The organism is Streptococcus jiangjianxini, assembly GCF_040225085.1.
Classification (GTDB): Bacteria; Bacillota; Bacilli; order Lactobacillales; family Streptococcaceae; genus Streptococcus; species Streptococcus jiangjianxini.
In genome coordinates, this window is sequence record NZ_JBEHGL010000001.1 from 1 (window position 1) to 21,138 (window position 21,138).

18 protein-coding genes and 1 pseudogene are annotated in these 21,138 nt (G+C 38.3%); 3 read left to right on the forward strand and 16 right to left on the reverse strand.

All coding sequences use genetic code 11. The features are described 5' to 3' along the window. Positions 1 to 262: KxYKxGKxW signal peptide domain-containing protein (locus ABP870_RS00005; protein WP_350013466.1), on the reverse strand; the 262-nt coding region annotated here is incomplete at its 3' end. A gap of 354 nt (positions 263 to 616) precedes the next feature. Between ABP870_RS00005 and ABP870_RS00010 the strand changes: the two are divergent. Next, a pseudogene (locus ABP870_RS00010) lies at positions 617 to 768 on the forward strand (ISL3 family transposase); the annotation flags it as partial. Positions 769 to 995: 227 nt separating this feature from the next. Here the strand turns inward: ABP870_RS00010 and eno are convergent. Continuing rightward, positions 996 to 2,297, reverse strand: coding sequence for a surface-displayed alpha-enolase (eno, locus tag ABP870_RS00015; RefSeq protein ID WP_018380799.1), 1,302 nt, complete (start codon positions 2,295 to 2,297; stop codon positions 996 to 998). Positions 2,298 to 2,444: 147 nt separating this feature from the next. Here eno and ABP870_RS00020 point away from each other — a divergent pair, with 147 nt between their 5' ends. Next, the gene (locus tag ABP870_RS00020) at positions 2,445 to 2,900 is read left to right on the forward strand and encodes a DUF1694 domain-containing protein (protein ID WP_350013467.1); all 456 of its coding nucleotides are present in this window, start codon (positions 2,445 to 2,447) and stop codon (positions 2,898 to 2,900) included. Positions 2,901 to 2,946: 46 nt separating this feature from the next. Beyond that, positions 2,947 to 3,465, forward strand: a complete 519-nt coding sequence (locus tag ABP870_RS00025) for an NUDIX hydrolase (RefSeq protein ID WP_350013468.1) — start codon at positions 2,947 to 2,949, stop codon at positions 3,463 to 3,465. Between the two features lie 19 nt (positions 3,466 to 3,484). Here the strand turns inward: ABP870_RS00025 and ezrA are convergent, their stop codons facing one another. From ezrA to ABP870_RS00095, 14 genes are all read right to left on the reverse strand, one after another. After that, complete coding sequence (gene ezrA, locus ABP870_RS00030) at positions 3,485 to 5,209, reverse strand: septation ring formation regulator EzrA (protein ID WP_350013469.1); 1,725 nt, start codon at positions 5,207 to 5,209, stop codon at positions 3,485 to 3,487. Between the two features lie 98 nt (positions 5,210 to 5,307). Further along, positions 5,308 to 7,260: a DNA topoisomerase (ATP-hydrolyzing) subunit B gene (gyrB, locus tag ABP870_RS00035; RefSeq protein WP_350013470.1), complete on the reverse strand. Its 1,953-nt coding sequence runs from the start codon at positions 7,258 to 7,260 to the stop codon at positions 5,308 to 5,310. A gap of 254 nt (positions 7,261 to 7,514) precedes the next feature. Further along, positions 7,515 to 8,663: an FtsW/RodA/SpoVE family cell cycle protein gene (locus tag ABP870_RS00040; RefSeq protein ID WP_350013678.1), complete on the reverse strand. Its 1,149-nt coding sequence runs from the start codon at positions 8,661 to 8,663 to the stop codon at positions 7,515 to 7,517. A 564-nt stretch (positions 8,664 to 9,227) separates the two neighbouring features. Then, on the reverse strand, positions 9,228 to 9,425 hold the full coding sequence (locus ABP870_RS00045) for a hypothetical protein (RefSeq protein WP_350013471.1): 198 nt from the start codon (positions 9,423 to 9,425) through the stop codon (positions 9,228 to 9,230). 133 nt (positions 9,426 to 9,558) lie between these two features. After that, entirely contained in the window at positions 9,559 to 9,687 is a 129-nt protein-coding gene (locus ABP870_RS00050) for a hypothetical protein (protein ID WP_350013472.1), read from the reverse strand. Positions 9,688 to 9,806: 119 nt separating this feature from the next. Next, positions 9,807 to 10,937, reverse strand: a complete 1,131-nt coding sequence (locus tag ABP870_RS00055; RefSeq protein WP_350013473.1) for a Fic family protein — start codon at positions 10,935 to 10,937, stop codon at positions 9,807 to 9,809. 138 nt (positions 10,938 to 11,075) lie between these two features. Then, complete coding sequence (locus ABP870_RS00060; RefSeq protein WP_350013474.1) at positions 11,076 to 11,804, reverse strand: CHAP domain-containing protein; 729 nt, start codon at positions 11,802 to 11,804, stop codon at positions 11,076 to 11,078. Between the two features lie 11 nt (positions 11,805 to 11,815). After that, positions 11,816 to 12,070 carry a phage holin gene (locus tag ABP870_RS00065; protein WP_350013475.1) on the reverse strand — a complete coding sequence of 85 codons (255 nt, stop codon included), beginning with the start codon at positions 12,068 to 12,070 and terminating at the stop codon, positions 11,816 to 11,818. Further along, positions 12,042 to 12,371 (reverse strand): hypothetical protein, encoded by a 330-nt coding sequence (locus ABP870_RS00070; RefSeq protein ID WP_350013476.1) that lies wholly within the window; start codon positions 12,369 to 12,371, stop codon positions 12,042 to 12,044. Before ABP870_RS00070 ends, ABP870_RS00065 begins: the two co-directional genes overlap by 29 nt. Continuing rightward, complete coding sequence (locus tag ABP870_RS00075; RefSeq protein WP_350013477.1) at positions 12,361 to 14,925, reverse strand: right-handed parallel beta-helix repeat-containing protein; 2,565 nt, start codon at positions 14,923 to 14,925, stop codon at positions 12,361 to 12,363. The genes ABP870_RS00070 and ABP870_RS00075 overlap by 11 nt, the downstream gene beginning before the upstream one ends. Further along, complete coding sequence (locus ABP870_RS00080; protein ID WP_350013478.1) at positions 14,925 to 16,394, reverse strand: phage tail protein; 1,470 nt, start codon at positions 16,392 to 16,394, stop codon at positions 14,925 to 14,927. The genes ABP870_RS00075 and ABP870_RS00080 overlap by 1 nt, the downstream gene beginning before the upstream one ends. Continuing rightward, positions 16,391 to 17,107, reverse strand: coding sequence for a hypothetical protein (locus ABP870_RS00085; protein ID WP_350013479.1), 717 nt, complete (start codon positions 17,105 to 17,107; stop codon positions 16,391 to 16,393). Before ABP870_RS00085 ends, ABP870_RS00080 begins: the two co-directional genes overlap by 4 nt. Continuing rightward, entirely contained in the window at positions 17,104 to 20,823 is a 3,720-nt protein-coding gene (locus ABP870_RS00090) for a hypothetical protein (RefSeq protein ID WP_350013480.1), read from the reverse strand. The genes ABP870_RS00085 and ABP870_RS00090 overlap by 4 nt, the downstream gene beginning before the upstream one ends. Beyond that, complete coding sequence (locus ABP870_RS00095; protein ID WP_350013481.1) at positions 20,813 to 21,130, reverse strand: hypothetical protein; 318 nt, start codon at positions 21,128 to 21,130, stop codon at positions 20,813 to 20,815. Before ABP870_RS00095 ends, ABP870_RS00090 begins: the two co-directional genes overlap by 11 nt. Positions 21,131 to 21,138: the final 8 nt, after the last annotated feature.

Below are 21,138 nucleotides of genomic sequence, written 5' to 3' on the forward strand. Positions count from 1 at the left end.
TAACATTCTCTGCAGCCGATAATTCATCTCTCAAATCACGACTAGTTTCTCCCGATGAGGAATCAGCCATCATAGACGTGGTCTTTGTACCATTAGTTGGCTGTGGTGTAACATTCTCAGAACCACTCGTCGTTTCGCCAACAACTACCTCATTAACTGGTACAGCCTCCTCTGCTAAAACACCTGGTGCAAGGAAAAGACTAGCAGTGGCAACACCAGCAACAACCCACTGCTTTTTAGCCTTATACATCTTCTTTTTCATGATTTAATCTCCTAAGCTAAAACATTTTGAAAATTAGTATAGCAAACGTTTTTTTAATTTGTCAAGTTATTCTAAGAATTGTTCACAACGCTAACTGTCAAGTCGAAATAGAGCTGTGAGACAATTTCCAAGAGAACCTACTTTTAAAGCGTGGCTGAATAGACTGGGTGATCCCTATGCCATAGAATATTATTATTGTACAAAAAATGAATCAGAAGCAGTACGATTTAAATATATCAGTGATCTAGCATATTCACTAAATTTTCGTGAAAAATTACCTTATTACAATACTTTCTTAAATCATTCTTTACTCTGATCTTGTTTCAAAAGACTATAATTATTTCATCCGCCTTATCTGAGACTAAAATTGAAGCAAGCAACAACTTCCCCAGAGGTATCAAACGTCAAGCTCTTGATTTTCAAAACTTCAAAAACTTTAGAAGTAAGATACTTATCGCTTTAAACCTAAACAAGAGAAAACCAATCTGATTCTCTCTCGTGCTTAGTGAAAAGGAGCTACTATAGTTGACAATGAGCCCAAAAAAGCTGTCTCAAATTATGGAGCAGCAATCAATAGTTTGTAAGGGTTACCCCATCTTGGGTCGCCCTCTTACTGTACCCTATTTTCACTAGGGGTAACATAAGGGACAGCAAATTCTAAAAAAAAGCACCTTGGGATGTCATCCCACGGTGCTTAATATCAAGGCTTTGCGCCCTTAATCTCGTAAAGAGATTATTTTTTTAAGTTGTAGAAAGATTTAAGACCTTTGTATTCCGCAACTTCACCAAGTTGATCTTCAATACGAAGCAATTGGTTGTATTTAGCAATACGGTCTGTACGTGACAATGAACCAGTTTTAATTTGACCAGCGTTAGTAGCTACAGCGATGTCAGCGATTGTTGAATCTTCAGTTTCACCTGAACGGTGTGATACAACTGCAGTATATCCAGCTTCTTTAGCCATTTCGATAGCTTCAAAAGTTTCAGTCAAAGTACCGATTTGGTTAACTTTGATGAGGATTGAGTTAGCAGCTTCTTCTTTAATACCGCGTGCAAGATAGTCAGTGTTTGTAACGAAGAAGTCGTCACCAACAAGCTGTACACGTCCACCTAGACGTTCAGTAAGAGCTTTCCAACCATCCCAGTCATTTTCATCCATACCATCTTCAATTGTGATGATTGGGTATTTGTTCACCAATTCTTCAAGGTAATCGATTTGCTCTGCTGAAGTACGTTTAGCAGCACCTTCACCTTCGAATTTAGTGTAGTCGTAAATTCCATTTTCGTAGAATTCAGATGATGCACAGTCGAAACCAATCATGATTCCATTTTCACCAGCTTCATAGCCAGCAGCTTCGATAGCTTTAAGAATAGTTTCTACACCATCTTCAGTTCCTTCAAATTTAGGAGCAAATCCACCTTCGTCACCAACAGCAGTAACAAGTCCGCGTTCTTTAAGGATTTTCTTAAGAGCGTGGAATACTTCAGCACCCCAACGGAGAGCTTCTTTAAATGTTGGAGCTCCAACAGGTACGATCATGAACTCTTGGAATGCGATAGGAGCATCTGAGTGTGATCCCCCATTGATGATGTTCATCATTGGAGTTGGAAGAACTTTAGTATTGAATCCACCAAGGTAGCTGTAAAGTGGGATTTCAAGGTAATCTGCAGCTGCACGTGCAACAGCGATAGAAACACCAAGAATTGCGTTAGCACCAAGTTTACCTTTGTTTGGAGTACCGTCAAGAGCGATCATCGCACGGTCAATAGCTTGTTGGTCGCGTACATCATAACCAATAAGCTCTTCTGCGATAACGTTATTTACGTTGTCAACAGCTTTTTGAGTACCAAGACCAAGGTAACGAGATTTATCCCCATCACGGAGTTCAACAGCTTCGTGTTCACCAGTTGAAGCTCCTGAAGGAACCATACCACGTCCGAAAGCACCTGATTCAGTGTATACTTCTACTTCAAGTGTTGGGTTACCGCGTGAGTCAAGGACTTCGCGAGCGTAAACATCAGTAATAATTGACATTATAATACTCTCCTTATGAGTTTAAATATTTTACATGTTAATAATACCACAATGAAAGACTTTCTTCAAATCAAAAGACAATCTTTTCAGAAAAATTGAAAATTATAGTACAATAAACTTAGACACAAAAACATAAGGAAGAAAACAATGACAGATGTTAACCAAAAAATCATGGAACGATCAGCGGGCAATCTAGTACTCAATCCAGATGAGCAACGCTATTACCTTGGTACTTTTGAAGAAAGAGTCCTTGCTACTATATTCATTGAAGATGTCTCCGCTAAAAATATACTTTCACTTTTCAAGACTGCTTTAGACAAAGAAATTAAAGATGAAAAAAGTGTTAAAGTCAAAATTTCATCTCAAATAAGTGAAGAAGATCAGATGATTTTTTTGAAAACTGCTAAAGAAAAAAACTTATCAGCCACTATTATAGAAGAAAAAATAACTACTTCTCCTTTTGGTGTTGTCATATATACTGACCATGCTGTTAATCGTCAAGAAACCAATCTATTAACACTTTTTGACTCATCAGTGACAGCAAAAAACTCCAAAGATTCTAAGTCAAAAAAAAGTATCTTTAAACGTATTTTTGGCAAATAAGAAATTTTTTCTAAAAACTAATAAAGCCCTGTAGAAAGGAAAAAACATGGAATTTTGGGATGCCTATGATGAAACTGTAACAAAAACTGGTCAGATACTAACTAGGGGGCAGATCATTCCCGACGGTCTCTTTCACCTGGTTGTTGAATGCATCATTCAATCGACAAATGGTAGTATTCTTTTTATGAAACGTGATTCTGATAAACCTACATACCCTAATTACTATGAAGCAAGTGCTGGAGGGTCTGTTCTAAAGGGAGAGAATTCCCTGGAGGCTATCCGACGAGAAGTTATTGAAGAAACGGGCTTAGACCTTGACTTTTTTGACTTCATTGGCCAAAAAATCGAGCCTAAACAGTTTTCAATCTATCATAATTATCATGCTATCTATCAAGGAGAATTAGACGTTATTACTTTGCAAGCAGGAGAAACAACTGCCTATAAATGGGTTCCCTTAGAGGAGTTAGACATTTTTTGCGAGAAAAATCTTATCATTCCTAAACAAAAGGAACTTCTCGAACGTTTTATTAACACTGGAAAATGGACATTAGAAAAAACGAAGTAATCGATACTTCGTTTTTTGATTATAATAAAATTTCTTCGCGCGTTTTTTCATAAGAATTTACAAAGCGGTCTGTCACACCTGGTTCAACTGTCTCTAAGGCATAAGAAATTTCTTCAAAAGAACCCTGATAATCATAATCCTGCTCGAAAAGTTTTAAGGAATGTTCAAAGCTACTTTGAACACCTGGTTCAAAACTACGGTAACGATTTGAGTATTGGAGCAACTGTTCTGTTAGGGCTGCATTTTGAACGACACGATAAGTTGTGTCTTCCAGCATATCCAACGAAGCTGTTGCGGATTCAGTCATACGCGCAACCGTTTCAACATGGATGCGACCACGGCTCAACTCTTCCATCAAGGCTTCTAACTGCGCACTTGCTGTGAAGAAAACACTCAAAAATTCTTGAGGAATCCCTGGTAAATGACGTTTTTCCATATAACGTTTAATCATATGAAGCTTATTAATATAGTAATCTAACTTTTCACGTGCTGTTGCTTCTGTGCGTTCTACCGATTCTAATTCTTCAGCAACTTCTAATTGAGAATTTTCAATACGTGCTAATGTTTTTAAAGCTTCTTCTAAACGCCCCTCAAGCAATGAAAAAGGTTGCTCTTGATCTTCAAGATTGATAATATCAGGCAAAATTTTCTCTTCGATAGTATCAAGTTCTTCTGAAAAATGACGAATATTGACGCTTTGGCCATCATTTAAGATATATTTTTTAGATAGACGATTTAATTCATTATTAAGCTGTACATTGTTAGCTTTGGCATGAGCCAAATAATCAGGAATAATCTTACTATTTTTCACAACTTTTCCGTGAGCTTCAATTTCACGTTCAAAGATATCATAAAGTTGATTAATACGTTCTTGAATATCCTCATTATCTTCATTGGCCTGATCAAGATCTAAGCTAATTAATCCATTTGATGTTGATCGAATAGAGTCTCGAATATTTTGGAAACGAATTTCGATATTTTTTTCTTTAAAGTGGTAATTCTCTTCAAGAAGTCTTGCATAACCATTCTCTAAATCATCCAACTGATCAGGAAAATCGTCTTCAAGTTTAGTAACGATAGCAGGAATTTTTTCAGAAATCTGCCCCAAAGCAATTGTATGTTCTTCTGCTTTTTCTAAAAGCGCTGCTGCTTCCACAGGATCGCCCGAAGAATTGAGTGTCACAAATTGCGAAAATTCTGTCTCGATATTTTTTAGTTGCTTTTCAATCTCCGGCATGGTTGCGCCATAATTATCACTATTTTCGTTAATCGAACGTTGCAACTCTTCATACAAGTCTAGTGCATGTTTGACACGGGCACTATTTTTTTCCTCTTGTGCTTTTAAAATATTAAGAGCTTCCCGGATAGCGGCAATATCTTCATGGATTAGTGATAATTGACTTTCAACTTTGTCAATCTCTGCTTTTGCTTTAAAGAAATGGAAGGTATCATTAAGATTTTCAGCATCAAACAATTGTTTCTCAATTTCTTTTAAAGAATTTGACGAAATATCATCCCATTTTTGCTGCCACTCTCTAAAATTTGCCTGACTTTGACCAATCAGATGAAGTGATTTCACTTCTTCGATTTCACTGACAACTGGTAATTTTTCAATTTCTGTTTTTTCTTGAACGAGTTTCGCAATTAACGAATCGTTTCTCTTTCGTATTAACACGGCGATAAGATAGGCGACAATCACTAATACAACGATTGCTACTATCACTAATACTATTCCGCTCGACATGTATTTCTCCTTAGTAGTCTTCCTTTTATAAGCATTTTAGCATAACGATTATATCATACTTAAAAGCTCTCTGCACCTCTTTTTTACTAGGGCATAACCTAGATATCAAGCGTACTGTAAACAGCATTTTCTTCGATAAACTCACGACGTGGCTCGACACGATCGCCCATTAGCATATCAAAAATCTTATCTGCTTCTGCAGCATCATCAACTGAGACTTGTGCCATGAGACGATTTTCAGGGTCCATTGTTGTCTCCCAAAGTTGATGGTCATCCATCTCACCGAGACCTTTGTAACGTTGAACAGAAGGCTTTGAGCGTCCTTGACTATATTCAGCTAACGCCTGTTTCAATTCTTCTTCCTGATTAACGCCTGGTTGAATGTAAGCCTTGATATCACTACCAACTTTTACACCGTAAATTGGCGGTTGAGCAATATAAACATATCCTGCTTCCAATACTGGACGCATAAAGCGATATATCAAAGTTAATAATAAAGTCCGAATATGGGCTCCGTCCACATCTGCGTCAGTCATGATGACCAATTTGTGGTAACGAGCTTTTGAAACATCAAATTCTGCACCAAAACCAGTTCCCATAGCTGTAAAAAGACTTCGAATTTCTTCGTTAGCTAAAATTTTATCCATCGTTGCTTTTTCAACATTGAGAATTTTACCACGGATTGGTAAGATAGCTTGAAATTCACGATTTCGACCAGATTTAGCAGAACCACCAGCGGAATCTCCCTCAACAATAAAAAGTTCATTTTGACTAGCGTTATTGGAAGAACAGTCTGCTAACTTACCAGGCAAGTTAGAAATCTCCAAACCAGATTTTTTACGAGTTACTTCACGCGCACGTTTTGCTGCAATACGAGCCTTAGACGCTAAAATTCCCTTTTCCACAATTTTGCGAGCAACTTGTGGGTTTTCTAGCAAGAAACGGTTAAAAGCTTCACTGAAGAGACGGTTAGTGATTTTGACCACTTCAGAGTTCCCAAGTTTTGTCTTGGTTTGACCTTCAAACTGTGGATTGGGATGTTTAACAGAAATGATAGCTGTCAATCCTTCACGAACATCATCTCCAGTCAAATTATCGTCTTTTTCTTTAAGAATATTATTATGGCGTGCATAATCGTTAATAACACGCGTCAAAGCTGTCCGGAAACCTTGCTCATGTGTTCCGCCTTCATGGGTATGAATATTGTTGGCAAAGCTCATGATTGTTTCGTGGTATGACGTTGTGTATTGCATAGCGACTTCAACAGTGATACCATCCATTTTTCCATCAGTAAAGATTGGTGTATCAAAAATGGTCTCTTTGTTCTCGTTGATATATTCTACATAGCTCGAAATACCACCTTCATAATGGTATTCCTTACTTGTTTCCATACCTTCACGTTTATCTGTGATAGAAATACGTAAACCTTTGTTCAAAAAGGCTAACTCTTGAACACGTTTCGCTAATTTCGCATAATCAAATTCGGTTGTTTCTGTAAAAATTGTTGGGTCTGGTGTAAAGTGAACAGTCGTTCCTTGTAAATCAGTTTCACCAATAACAGCCAAATCATCGACCACCACGCCACGACGGTATTCTTGATAATGGATTTGACCATTTTTATGAACTTTAACATCCAGTTGTTCAGATAAGGCATTAACAACAGATGATCCAACACCATGGAGACCACCAGAAACTTTATAGCCACCACCGCCAAATTTTCCACCCGCATGAAGAATTGTAAAGACTGTTTCAACAGCTGGACGGCCTGTTTTTTCTTGAATATCAACGGGAATACCACGGCCATCATCAACAACGGTAATGGAGTTATCTGGTTCGATAAAAACTTCGATATGACTAGCAAATCCTGCCAGGGCTTCGTCAATGGAATTATCCACAATTTCCCAAACAAGGTGATGAAGTCCTTCCTTTGATGTTGAACCAATATACATCCCTGGACGCATACGGACAGCTTCCAATCCTTCTAAAACTTGGATTTGACTAGCATCATATTCATTGGCTTTATTTTGCAAGTCTTTTAATTCTTCTGTCATTTGCTACTCTTTCTGTTAGTATGAATAAGTACTATTGCTTGTTTTACAACGGTTTTTTGCTCATCTTAAACGTGATATTAGAATAACCATAGACAAGCAACCATAGCTTATATTATATCATAATTCTTGCTATTTTACCGTGTTTTTAGCAAGAAAAAAGAAGCTAATAGGCTATCGCTTCTCAAAAATGTTTCTTGGTTTTTAAGTCTTAATTCTGGTAATTCTGAATTTCTTTCACATGAAGTCAACAATGATCAATTTGTAAGCTTACTGTATCGCTCTTCTCTCGCTTCTTCCTTGTGACGTTGATTTTGATAAGCCATCGACAAGACAAGACCAACACCGATCAAGTTAGAAATAAGTGAACTGCCTCCCTGTGAAATAAATGGTAATGGGATTCCTGTCAGTGGGAGAATACCGATTGCTGCTCCAATATTTTCAAAAATATGAAAGAGAATCATCATGATGAAGCCAGCAGAAATATAGGTATAAAATTGATTGTTAGACTCTAATGTAATGATAATCATACGGTAAATAAGTACTAAATAAAGTGCTAGAGTGACCGCTGCACCAAAAAAGCCAAAGTCTTCAGCAATGACAGTAAAAATCATGTCACTCTCTCTAACAGGTACTGATAATTCAAGGACACCAAACCCCTTGCCAAAGACACCTCCGCTTCCAATAGATAACATGCCTTGGGTTTGTTGATAAGCAATACTTGTTGCAAAATCAAATGGCTTTAACCAAGCAGAGATTCGGTTAATTTGATAGGTATCCATTCCCATGTGGTATAAGAATTCACGACCTGGTTCCCATAGAAAAACTAAGAGAAAAATCAACAAGGACGCCAAGGTAGTAAGAAAGACGCTTAAAACAATTTTCCAACTAACACCTGATAAAAAACTCATCCCAGCTAGAATAGATAAGAAGACCATGGCTGTTCCAAAATCTTTTTGCAAACCAAGCAAAATCAAAACTGGAATAGTAACCACTAAAAAGATAGTTAGTAATTGTAAATCATGTTTAATGGTTTGCTCTGGATAACGCTCATGAAACCACAAGGCTGATTCTGCCAATAGTAATATATAGGCAATTTTCATAAACTCTGAAGGTTGAAACAAGGTAGTATTACCAATTGTAATCCAGTTTTTGGCTCCAGTGGATTCGACTAGTGAGGGGCTATAAAAAAGCAATGGTAAAACCATCAGTCCTAATCCAAGCAAATATAAAAACGGGCTAATCTTCCAGAGAAACTCGGTGTTAAATAGCATGACAACAAAGGCAAACATCAATCCAATGATCACCCAAGCTCCCTGCTGCAACATGACTTGAGTAACCTTGTCGGGATAATCATTGCTTGTCGCAATATATATGGAAACAAAGCCAACTACTAATAATAACATAACGGGTATAATCAAGATAAAATCGACCCGTCTATTAAATGCGTGTTTCAAGTTTTAGTAAACCTCTTTTTACTTAAAGTGCTTTTCATTATATCACGAATTCTTAGTTTTGGAGCAAATTTATACAGAACAATTCTGATAAAAGTCACCTTTAAAATCTTAAAAATCAGCTAATGTGAAAGATGATAGGCCTTTTTAAAAATTCGTATCAAAAAAACCGACAGGGTCATTGCCGGTTCTATGCCATCACGTTACTTTCGTCCTTTTTTCATTTGACGTAACAATTGAAAAACTGGAATAAGTAAGGCGATTAGTTTAACAATATCCATCAATTTAAATGATTGACGCGTCTCTTTTGTTTTTAACGTATCTTTTTTTAGCATAAAACTTCCCTTCCTCCCACTTACTATCATAAGAGACCATGTCCTGCCGGACTTAATAAACAGTATCCAAAACATATTATAAAGGTGGATTACGGATTTTACAAGGAAAAACGTTTGATAAAAAAGTCAATTTAAATCACTTTTAAACTTTTTCTGCCCCTTTTTTGCCCCTTTTTATTTGCTACTGTTTTTGTATCTTTTGGATATATTTTTCTAAAATTTGAGCTTTTCTCATAGACATTCCCAAAATCTTATCAGGGTCATTTTTGTATCTATCTAAGAATTGAGTGGTTTGACCTGTGGCTTTACCAATTTCATAGGTAGTTAGACCACTATCTAAAAGTAGCCACTTAATTTTTTTTACTAGTTCTTCAATCATTTTATTTCCTCTTTAATTTAAAAATCTGTCTTGTCACAAAAGACAATATCAATAAACTAATCAATATTTTCATTTTTGTTGTCGAAAATGTTATAATATATACAAGGTGTTGGGGCATCTGCCCCACTACCTCTTACTTACTGAGTCGCTTGTGCTCTAGCACTTGTTTGTGCCAAAGCCTAGCTTCTCTGACCAAACCTAACAAGATAATCGGAATCGCAACTTCTTTGTTATCTGTTAGGTTTTTTATTATGTCTAACATTTTCTTCCTCCTTTCTTACTTTATGATTATATTATACAAATATTTTTGTATATTGTCAACAGTTTTTATCAATTTTTTCCAAACAAAAAAGCCCCCGCATCAGCGAGGGGATAAAAGAACTAAAAGTTAGAAATAACCCTAAGTAACTCATAGTTATAGTAAGGAATATTTCTTTTTACTGTATTATCCCTATCTAATAACCCGTTTTCAACAAGTTTGTCGAGCGATTTCTTTACCGTAGCAGGATGATATCCGGTTAGATCAGCCAGTTGCTTAGGTGTTGCAACAGGAAGACTAAAGGTACTTAACCAAACATCCTTTTGGGCTTGAGAATGGCATTTTTGTAATCCTGTTTTTGCATGATTATCTGCATTATTTATTTTTTTTAGAATGTTCCTTGCCATCTGTTCACTAGCATTTAGAAATAAGGTTAACCACGGAATCCAATCTGGTTCTTCTCCTCTAACAGCGTTTAAAGCATTATAGTATCTGATTCTTTCTTTCTCTAACTCCTCGCTAACAAAAAATACAGGATAATCGAGAAGGTTTTCTTTTACTGCCATCAAGGCAATCAAAATACGACCTAATCTACCGTTACCATCTAAAAATGGATGAATAGATTCAAACTGTGCATGAACGACTGCTATTCGCAACAAAGCATCACTGTCATAATTAACATACTCAGAGTCATTTTCCAAGTCTTGTGTCAAACTTGAATGAGATTCGCCATTGGCAAAAAACTCTAAATTAGTCATATACTCAGCAATTTCATTAGCCCCTATTGGTATATACGAAGCATGTTCGATCTTATCATCTGGACCTATAAAGTTTTGGATTTTTCTAAACTCTCCTCCGTTTGCAGTTGTACCTCTAGCTTCGTCTGACATCAAGGTTTTATGTAATTTTTTCAATAAGCGTGTACTTATAGCATCGCCCTCGCGAATAGCTTTAAAGCCTTCATCGATAGCTTCTTTATAATTGAAAACTTCTCTTTGTTGCCAATTTTTAGCACCGCTTCTAGTCGTCTCCATGATTTCATGGAAAGTTACCTGCGTCCCTTCAATTCTTGTTGACTGAACTGATTCATTGTAGGATAACAAACTTAAAATAGATGTATTGATAATCGAAGATGACAGGACAGCATCTAATTTACCGAGAACTTTATTAACTTCTGCTAACCTCTTGTAGAGCATTACAGCTTCTTTTTCTGTCAATTTTACAGGAAGTTTATCTATACCTTGAACAGCCATCTTCCATCTCCTTTAGTATATTTTTTTGAATTAAATGTATTATAATAGTTTATATTACATATTTCAATAAAAAATATAACAAAAACAAAAAAAGCCCTCGCATTTTGCGAGGGTTGTCCTAATTACGATTAATCTATTTTATTTAAACGTGCCATAAGGTGCTACATTGCGATTGCCTTGAGCAACTCCGCAAGCGATATAGCGACGCGCTCCAGTGCGTGAGACGTACGATACCCAGATATAGCCGTCAGCGACGTAGACACTGTCATAGTTAAGTGACATGCCTTTGCCGTACTGTGCTACAATTTTGCCTTTAACACTTGGTTTATCACGTACATTTAACAGTGATACATTGACTGTAAAGGTTGCTCGCTCGTCTTTGAGCTTGCCAGCAGGAGCGCTAGATGCTTTTGGTGCACTCGCATTGCTATACGGTGGACGAATCCAGCCGATGACTTTACCATCTGCTTGATTAAATCGTCTTGTCACATAGCGAGCAGGGCCACCGACGACAAGTGCATCGGCATTGCCATCGACATTTTGTTCGATGGTTTTTAGCGTATAACCATCACTATCTGCGATAACAAGCCCAGTATGACCGTATGGATGAGCATAGGTACGCATGACAAATAAATCACCCGCTTTAGGATTAACCCCAGGGGCATCATTAATCACGGTATAGCCTGCCTGTTTAGCGCTTGTTAGTAAGTCAATGGCATTGCCCCAGATGGACTTGCCAAAAAACTTACCTAAAATCCAGTTGGGGAGGTCGGCACACTGCCGGCCGTAGGCGAGGTCGTAATCCACGCCTACGCCTTGATTGGCGAGGTTTTTTGCCCAATTGACGACTTCGTTTACTGTTGTCATAAATGCCTCCTCTATTTAGGCTCGCGGTAAGACATTGCTCGTGAGCTGTCGTTTAAGCCAGTGGTGGTTGGGTCGTTAACAATACCTGTAATGGTTAGTAGCGCAAATACAGCATTGACAAAAACTAGTAACTTAGCGCCAAAATCATCGACCTCCAACGTATAGCCAAAGATAGCCGCAAAAGCTTGGACAACCAGCAAGGCGGCTGGAATGGCTGATAGCCAAAAGTTTTTATTTTTAAGTCGTAGTTTCCAATTGATTTCCATGACTGTCTCCTTTCTCAAATTCATCAATTCGGTTGTTCATTCGTACCATTTCTTTCTGAATGTCACCGACCGTGTGAGTAATTGTACTTAACTCCTCTGTTGTTTTTTCTAAGTGGTTCATTAAGCGCTCCTCACGCTTATTACTGTCAGTTTTTGACTGCTCGTGGAAATCCATTAGTTTCTTCTCTCGCTTGTCAGACGTTCGCACTAGATACCCAGCAGCGATTATGAAAAGAATGATAAAGAGGATTTCCCAAGTAAACTGACTTTCAGCAATGCGTCTTGCCTCTTCAAATGGCACTCATTAGCCCTCCTTTATTTAATTGTATATACTCACCAGCACCCGTTTTAGTAGAAAATGAGTTAGACATCCCAAGCACTGTGTAGATAGTACCAATCAAATAATCTGCACTTGTGTTATCTTTAGATATACAATTTGAGTGTCTAACCGTTCTTTTGGGGTTATCTACACTGCCATCACAATAGAAGCCATATCTGTTGTGATGACTATACACACTATCGAGGTGTATGATAGCTCCATAAGTCGGACTGCAACCGCCTTTTCCGTTGTAAGACCATTCTCCACGGACAATTGTTCCTGTGCACCCGTCGTGATGACTATTGCCGTCGTCAAAGTTGTAGTGACCTTCACAATCAATTAAATGAGTATCTCCAAATCCATGAAAATTAAAACCATCATTGCGGTTGTGGAACGCTTTACAAGATGTAAAAGTACCATTTGAATCATTACAAGAAATACCGTCACCTAAACCGCTTTTGCTTGCTTCAACTTTTGTCAAATCAAATTGTGTGATATTTCTTAATCTAACAGCACTAGCATTACCACCCTCAAAATTGATACCTGAAATGTCCAGATGGGCAATATTGCTAAACGCAGCTACAACCTCTTCTTCATCTAGTAATTTGTAAGTTTTACCTTCGACTGTTCCATCTGTCGCATTAACAAATATTTTTTGACCGTCATAATAAAATGACCCCTTTTGTGACTGGCAGTCCAATTTTGTCAAAACTGGAACAAGACGTTTGCTTGTGGCCATATTGCCTGTATCTTCCCATAGCGTAACATTATAGCCAATACTACGAGTTCCTCCATCTTTGACTGGTAACAACTTAGACACAAAAACACGATGTAATCGGCTATCTGTAGTTCCAGTATAGCTCATAGAATATAATCCATTGTCGGCTGATAGACTTAAAATATTGACATTTGATACTGAGACACCTTTAACATCAGGATGAGTGGCTACATTATAGCCACTTTCAGCAACCGCTCTAATTGTCAGACGTTTTCTATTAGACGCTGTGATTGGACCCTTATAAGTACCTGCCTTGACCAAAATAGTTTCAGCGCCTGATTCAAGAGCTTCCTGTATAGTCAAAAATGGACTACTAGCAGTCCCTATACCTTTTGATGTAGCTGTACCGTCGACGTATACTTCTTTTTGATTATCCCAAAAGTCGTTTGGAATACCACCTTTACCGACGAGAAATTTGTCGATCGTTAAAACATCCGATTGATTTCGATTATCAACACGAATTTCGAAAAGATCATCAGGTCGAGCGCCAACATCCATGTAATCATTTAGATTAAGATAATACACATCATCAGCTACAGATCCAGGCAAATCAAAAGGTGCTATAACGCTGTCCAGCCCACGTCTTATTCTTGCTGTGATTCTTTCTGGATGGCTAACACCATGCAAGGTGATATAGATATCCTTCGCTTTATTCATTGCGACAACAGGGAAGTAATAGCCGTTTGGGTCAACAGTAATTTTAGAGCCAGAAGTGTGTGATTGTGAGATATTATAACTATCTAGCAAATCAAGATTGGTTCTAACGAGATTGACATTAGCTATACGCTTGATAATATTGATATCTCCAGTAAGCATGCTATCCTCTTTTGATACTGGAATACCACCTTTACCGACGAGAAATTTGTCGATCGTTAAAACATCCGATTGATTTCGATTATCAACACGAATTTCTATAAATGCACCAGTTTCCGATGTAACTCCGAGATAATCATTTAAGTCAAGATAATGTGTCTTATCAGTAGTCGCCCCCTTTAAATCAAAAGTTTTGATAAGAGAACCGTCTGCCAATTTAATACCTACTTTTATGCGATTTGGGTAATTGGCATTATGTAATGTCAGGTAGACATCTTGAGCATCATCCAATCTGATTTTTGGAAAAAAGTATCCACCAGGTGCAATTGTGACGTTGTCATTTGAAAATGTCGTTGATTCGTATAATGTTCTAGTTCCCTCTGAGATTGTTAAAATCTTAAGATTAGATTGTACTTTTTTCACTTTATCTAATACACGCATTAAATAACTTCCTTTTTGATAATCTGCCAAAACTGCACTTTGATAAACCCCTCCATCTTGCCACACACTGCCATCCCAATAGTACCAATGACCATTTTCCGAAACAACAAAAACACCTTCTGCTCCGTTCGGAAAATTAGATTGTAACTCACCTAAAGTAGCCAATACTTTTTTTGGACTGCCTGAAACAATAGCATCTAATTTTGTAGTAGCTTTCTCGTCGATAGCTGACAAATGTTCTGCTAATGTCCCGAAGTAGCCCCTTGCCTTAGATACTTCTAGGTTGGCGTTGCCTTCTTTTGCGGATGTTAAGATATATCTCTCGAATAATTGAACCACCGCTTCCCTAAAGGCACGCCCGCTTCCTTTTGTTCGTAAAAATTCTTGTAATTCTGTTATTTGATGCAATACATTTGGGTCCACATCACCAAAATCTGTGTAATATCGTGGATTAGCCAAGGCTTCGTCTACGTTTTTTTGCATTGACCGAAAATCATAAGACATTAAATAATACCTCCTAAATCTAGAATTTGTTGTCTAACGCTCGTTATCAATTGATCATAATAAGCTTTTTTATCCGATGCTACATTTCTTTGTGCGGTCAAGTTATCAATAAAAGTCTTATCATTTGTTGAATCAAGGGTTGCAATTTGTGCATTTAAATTATCAATTTCTATCTTGTAAGATTCAGATGAAGACCGATGCGAATTCAACTCCGTTTTAAGCTGAGAAATCTGTTCTGTGATTGTTTGTTGCGCTTGTTGGTCTGCAATAACTTTTTCCATGGATTTTTGCGCCGCTTGTTGTTGAAGTTGGAAACTTGACAATGTCAACCTATCAGCACCAATCGTTAGATCAACTGCTTGAGGTCTGATAATATCAATTTCTTTTTCGATGATCTGAAGTTCTTCAATTCCGCTTAGTGGTGCGTTAAGGATTGGATGATAATTACCTAATTCAAATTTTTCGTACTGGCTATCGACTAAAGCCCTATCCACTACAGATACTTTCCAATTTGCTAAAGCTATACGCTGGTTTTTTAAGTATTGCTGACCACGAGCGTAAAGCACGTTAGGATCTGTGATGTCTGACCACGTTACAACTTTACGAATAACGCCAAACTGTTTGATTAAATCTTCATCAAATATAGCGAAACTTTGCCCTCCTGTGACTGGCAAAATGGTAACTTGTTCACGCACTATCTCGTTGCCACTATCATTAACTTTGGTAGCCAAATCTCCGCCAACCGGTGCTATTTCAGTCATCATATCAGCCAAAGAAATATTTCTAGTTGCCGATTTTATGTTGCTCCCTAATTGTATTGGTGTTTTTTTATGCACACCAACTTCTTCCAAATAATCAATGTAGTTGCCATCTGGTTCAACTCTAAGAACGATGTAACCTCCAAATTTTTCGACTAGTCGAGTTTTAATAGTTTCCCATGTTGATTCGTAACCACTATATAAAAAAGGGGCATCAGTCTTATTGGGCACTGTTACTTTTCCTAATTTAAATTTCTTCGGCTCTCCTCGCCAATCCTTGTTGTTGTGAAAAGCTAAAACACGTTGTAAATAGTCTTTAAGACCAGTGTTTGGATGCTTACTGTAAACCTGCGTCATATCGTTCAGATAACCAAGTACACTCTCACAAACAACTTCTTGATGAAATCCCCCTCCACTATCCATCTCCCTTGATATTTCAATTATACGACCGTAAAATTCGATAGAGTTATCAAAGAGATTAACGACTTTGATAAGTCCAACAATTGGTTTTAATTGCTGATACAACGTGTTTTGCATAGAAATCAGAAAAATAAATTCATCAACTTTATTTAGCGCTTTATTAATTTTTCCAGCTGATAGCTTATTGGAATTCAGTGTTAGCGGTTCGTGTAATGTTTGGGGTGTTGTATCGTTTGCATTTTCATAATACAAAACACGATAACCGCCTTTGATGGTATTTCCTTTGATCATCCCATCACCTCACTAGCATAATGAAATGCAATGGTACCATACCCATTAACCTCAAAAATATTTTCGCCTTTTTTTAAAACTAATTCATAATCTGATGATGTTCCCGTGTCAAATTGATATTCTTTACCACTTTCGTCCTTAAGACTCATTGCAGTACTTGTGATAATTGTTGGCGAAACAGATGAATCTCCAGTGTTATATACTTTTATAGTCGTCACTCCATTAATAGGGAATTTTGTGTAAGCGGCAGTTTCTGCATCTAAATCAAAATCATCAAAATAATCATCAAAGTAATCTAAAAACGAGTACAAAAACGGATAACAATCAAATACAATCGTTACTTGAATTGTGTTATATTTTGTATCGTCTTCAACTTCTACAGACTTGCACTTTCCGAACCAGTAGAATCTATTATTGTGAGTGTCGTATATATTGTTTTTTCCATTAAGCATGGTCAAACGTTTTACAGCTCGCTCTAAAACTTTTCGTTCTGCGTATGTTTTATCAACTGCAATAAATTTATAAGTGATTTCACGATTTTTGAAAATTCGCTCACCTAAAATCATAGAAAAATCGAGGACTCCCTGCATAAAGGGAATATCCTCGATGATTTCTTTTTCATTTGGTGTGGGAGCATCACGTTCAACTAAGTAAAGCTCTAAGTCTTTACTGTTGAAATTACCGAATTGAATATACTCTGTTATTTTTTTCAATTAAGGCTTCTCCTTCCTTTGCGTGCTTGGATGCTTCCCAGACGAGCATCAATAGTTGTTGCAACTTGCATCCCATCCATATACATCGTTGTCCCTTCTTTTGTAGCATTAATTAACTCATCGATTTTACTTATTAACCTATTATTAACTGCATCAAACGTATGATTGACAGTAGTTTGATTGCTAGCAGATATTGAACTATTCAGCGATGATTGTGCCAAATCCATACTTTCAACTAGATTCGAAGTATCTAAACTGAAAGCATCTACGTTGTCTTGAAGGAATCTGAGGCTATTTGCAACCATTCCCTGGGTACGCTCGATACCTACCGCAATACCAGCTCCTATCCAATGACCGACTTGGTCGCGGAATAGCCGTGACGGAGAGCGGATTTGTGCAGCCGCACGAGCTGCCTTATTTGCAATTGCTATGATTTGTTGCGCTGCTGCTTGTACAGAACCCATAGCTGACCGCATACCTGTCGCTACTCCTTGAGTTAAATAGCTACCAGCACTAACCATAGCACTATATCCAGAACGAATTGTGCTAACGGTTTGGTTAACCATAGATTGGGCAGTAGAAACCATTTGTTGACCACCTGATCTAAATGCAGCAACCATTTGACTTGTCCCATTTCTCACAGCACTAGTCATATTCGACATTCCATTTCTGATTACTGATACCATCCGATTCATCGCTGATTGTACGGCTACGACCATCTGTTGAGCCGATGAGCGTAGTGCTGCGGTCATTTGACTACCGCTTGAAATAACTGCTTGAACTGCTCGCGTCATACCGCTAAGGACTTGCATAGAAATTTGATTCATGCTCGCTTGCATGGCTACGCTCATCTGAGCTCCTGCCGCAGTCACCGAAGTTACCGCTGTTGCCATTGACGACGCTATGCGATTGCCAAGTGAACTAATTTGAGTTCCCGCGCTGTTCGCTTGCGCACCTAGACTTGCTAATGCTACACCTGTAGCATCAGCTTGCGAATTAAACATCACTAAGCCCATTCCGGCTGTCATGGTTGCTGTCATAATGGTTAGCAATTGTGAGCCAAAAGCAGTGACTAAACCTCCAGCAACTGCCAAACTTGCCACAGAAGCCGTTGCTCCAGTTGCAAAAATAGTCATGGCTGAAGATGCCGTTGTGAGTGAAGCTGGCAGTGTGGTAATACTGCTTGTTAGAGCCGTTAGAGCAGACGGTAAAGAGGTCAAAGCCGCACTAGCTGATGTTGCCGATGTACTGATTAACTGCAATCCTGTGCCTGCCTGCTGTAAGCCAGGGCCAGCGCTAGCGATTCCAGACGATGCGATAGCCCCAAGCCCTGTTGCAACCGCTGCAAGCGTTCCTGTCAAGTCGCCTAAAGGCAAATCAGTCAACATTTTAACGCCTTGAGCCATCAATTTAACACCAGTACCAGCATTTTTAGCGGCAGTTCCCATACTATCAAAAATGCCAGCGACGCTATCAAGTACACCGCTGACAGTGTTACCAAATGATTCAATAACACCTTTTGCGCTATCTAAAATAGATTTAATCTGCTCACCAAGTGTTTTAAATAAGTTTGTTAAGCTATCAACGATTGGCGGAATTTGGCTCATTAGGCCACTAAAAGCTGTAATGATACTTGGCAATTGTGATACAACAGCAGTAACCATTTCTGTAATCGCTGGAATAAACGGCGCAATAGCTTGTACAATCTGAACAATTGCACTTGCAATCGTTGAAACAACCCCAGCAAATGTTGAAGCCAATTGGGGAAGAATTGGAGCAACAGCTTGAATGATTTGGACTACTGCTTGAGAAATTACTGTCACAATCTGAACAAACGTTGTGCTGATAATTTGCACAATCGGCGTTAGTGCTGTGATGATCTGTGACACCCCGTCGGCGACAGCAGTAACAAGACCAGAAAATGCGGTGATAATACCTGGTAAAGCTGCAATAACAACAGAAACTAGATCCGTAATAACAGTACCTAGAGCTGTCACAAACGGCGCTGCGGTTGCTAATGCTTGACCAAAAGCCAAGATGAGTGGCGATAACGGAAGTAATGCTGGTAGAATCATCACAAATGCATTGGCTAAGGCGCTAATAACACCAGTCACAAAACCAGTAATAACAGTGCCAATTGAAGTAATCAAACTTCCTAAGCCGTTAAAAAATGCAGTGATGCCTGCTGATTGAGATAGCACCATAGACAATGCAGCACCAACTGCCAATACTGCGGCTGCAAAAGCTAACATTGTTAATGGATTGACCGTCGCTAACCCTCTAAAAGCGTTGCCAATTCCTGCGCCAATGCCTCTAAAGATTGAAGAAATACTTTTTCCTAAACCTACAAAAGTGTTTTTGATAGCAACACCTGCTGACTTTGCCATGCTCGCTAAACCTTTAAATGGATTAGCGATTTTGATAGGGCTTGCTTTAATCCAACTAAACGGATTTGGCATTTTAGTTCCTTTTAGCTTCATAATGGCTGCAATAACAAGTCCGATGCTTGCGATTAGTGGCGTAAATGCACCGATATTCATCTTAGATAAAGCATTTTTAATCGAATCAATAGCAGGCTGTGCTTTAGCTTTTAGTTCGTTGAATTTTGTTACAACAGCATCAACAGCTTTGTTGACGATGTTGCGGAATTTTTCTGAATGTTGGTAAGCATAGACTAAACCAGCTACTAAAGCAGCAATGGCAACAATAGCCAATCCCCAGGGATTAGACAAAACAGCGCTTATCCCTTGGAATGCTGCTTTTAGGGTACCAATCCCCTTCATAATGCCACTAATAGCTAAGAGAACTGGTCCAGCACCTACTGCTATCAATCCAACCCACTTTTGCCACGGTGCAAGAGGGAGGTTATCCCAAATATTTTTAATAACACCCTTGACATTTGAAGAAAAGTTGACAATGGTCGTCTTTAGATTATTCATCAATTCTGCAACATCCGCTTCAGGATTCCCTAAACCAGCTACAAAGTTAGAAAAAGCTGACTTCATAGCATCTAAAGAACCAGACACCGTTTTTTCAGACTCTTTCAAGAAGTTACCATCATACTGCTTAGTTCGGTCCATGAACATTTTCATAGCAAGTTCTGCTTTTTCTGCATTTGTTGCTGTATCCCACTTGAAATTAACTCCTTTTTCTAAAGCGTAGGCTTCAAGAGTCGTTGCGTTCATGGCAACCCCAAGGTTATCCATCATCGTAAAGTTACCTTTAGCGGCACCAGCAACGGATTCCATCGCAAAACCAATATCAACCCCCATTACAGAAGCGACATCCGCTGCACGTTGCATTGCTTTTGATGTTAAATCTAATGATTTTTGCTGTTTGATACCAGACCCTTGAAAAAGAGAACCCATTTTATTAGCGGTTGCCATATAGTCAGAAGCGGATAGCCCCATGTTTTTGTAAGCACTTTTAGCATCATTTTGAACATTCTTAGCAAAACTACCAAATACTGCTTCAGTACCACCTAAGTTCTGTTCAAGCTCCCCATAGCTTTTTACCACAGCTCCAATACCAGCTATTGTTGGTGCAGTCAGTCCAGCCGTTAAAGCTAAACCTGCTTTTTGAAAACCGTTAGCAACATTTTCAAAGGTTCGGTTAGACTTACTCTGAAAACTCTCAAAAACTGATTGAGCTTCTTTAATACCACTAGTAAAATTAGAGACATTAGCTTTCAATACGGCTGTTACATCAAATGCCATTGTCTTCACCTCCTTTCTCTAGGTATTCATTCATCAAACGATTAGCCTCTGATAGGCGGTCTAGACGATGTCTTCGTTTCGTTGGCTTAAAGATATTTTGTATTTCTTTATCCCAATCGAAAAAGTCCGCAAAGTCTTTGTAAGCCGAGCGAACATTTTTGCCTTTACCTTTAGTGGCCTTTGCTGCTTGAGTTAACCAAGCGTTTTCTGCCATCATATGGAGATTATCTACCGTCTCAATTTCAAAGGCTTTTTGGTAAATCAGAAACTGTTCAAGCGTTGTATTATAGGCTTGTGAATAGGTCAATCCATTCC

What these genes read in the sequence shown, in the direction of transcription:
- ABP870_RS00025 (WP_350013468.1), top strand. Translation starts at nt 2,947, where the DNA reads ATGGAATTTTGGGATGCCTATGATGAAACTGTAACAAAAACTGGTCAG.
- ABP870_RS00040 (WP_350013678.1), bottom strand. Translation starts at nt 8,663, where the DNA reads ATGTTATTATTAGTAGTTGGCTTTGTTTCCATATATATTGCGACAAGC.
- eno (WP_018380799.1), bottom strand. Translation starts at nt 2,297, where the DNA reads ATGTCAATTATTACTGATGTTTACGCTCGCGAAGTCCTTGACTCACGC.
- ezrA (WP_350013469.1), bottom strand. Translation starts at nt 5,209, where the DNA reads ATGTCGAGCGGAATAGTATTAGTGATAGTAGCAATCGTTGTATTAGTG.
- ABP870_RS00090 (WP_350013480.1), bottom strand. Translation starts at nt 20,823, where the DNA reads ATGGCATTTGATGTAACAGCCGTATTGAAAGCTAATGTCTCTAATTTT.
- gyrB (WP_350013470.1), bottom strand. Translation starts at nt 7,260, where the DNA reads ATGACAGAAGAATTAAAAGACTTGCAAAATAAAGCCAATGAATATGAT.
- ABP870_RS00080 (WP_350013478.1), bottom strand. Translation starts at nt 16,394, where the DNA reads ATGATCAAAGGAAATACCATCAAAGGCGGTTATCGTGTTTTGTATTAT.
- ABP870_RS00020 (WP_350013467.1), top strand. Translation starts at nt 2,445, where the DNA reads ATGACAGATGTTAACCAAAAAATCATGGAACGATCAGCGGGCAATCTA.
- ABP870_RS00060 (WP_350013474.1), bottom strand. Translation starts at nt 11,804, where the DNA reads ATGACAACAGTAAACGAAGTCGTCAATTGGGCAAAAAACCTCGCCAAT.
- ABP870_RS00075 (WP_350013477.1), bottom strand. Translation starts at nt 14,925, where the DNA reads ATGTCTTATGATTTTCGGTCAATGCAAAAAAACGTAGACGAAGCCTTG.
- ABP870_RS00045 (WP_350013471.1), bottom strand. Translation starts at nt 9,425, where the DNA reads ATGATTGAAGAACTAGTAAAAAAAATTAAGTGGCTACTTTTAGATAGT.
- ABP870_RS00050 (WP_350013472.1), bottom strand. Translation starts at nt 9,687, where the DNA reads ATGTTAGACATAATAAAAAACCTAACAGATAACAAAGAAGTTGCGATT.
- ABP870_RS00055 (WP_350013473.1), bottom strand. Translation starts at nt 10,937, where the DNA reads ATGGCTGTTCAAGGTATAGATAAACTTCCTGTAAAATTGACAGAAAAA.
- ABP870_RS00065 (WP_350013475.1), bottom strand. Translation starts at nt 12,070, where the DNA reads ATGGAAATCAATTGGAAACTACGACTTAAAAATAAAAACTTTTGGCTA.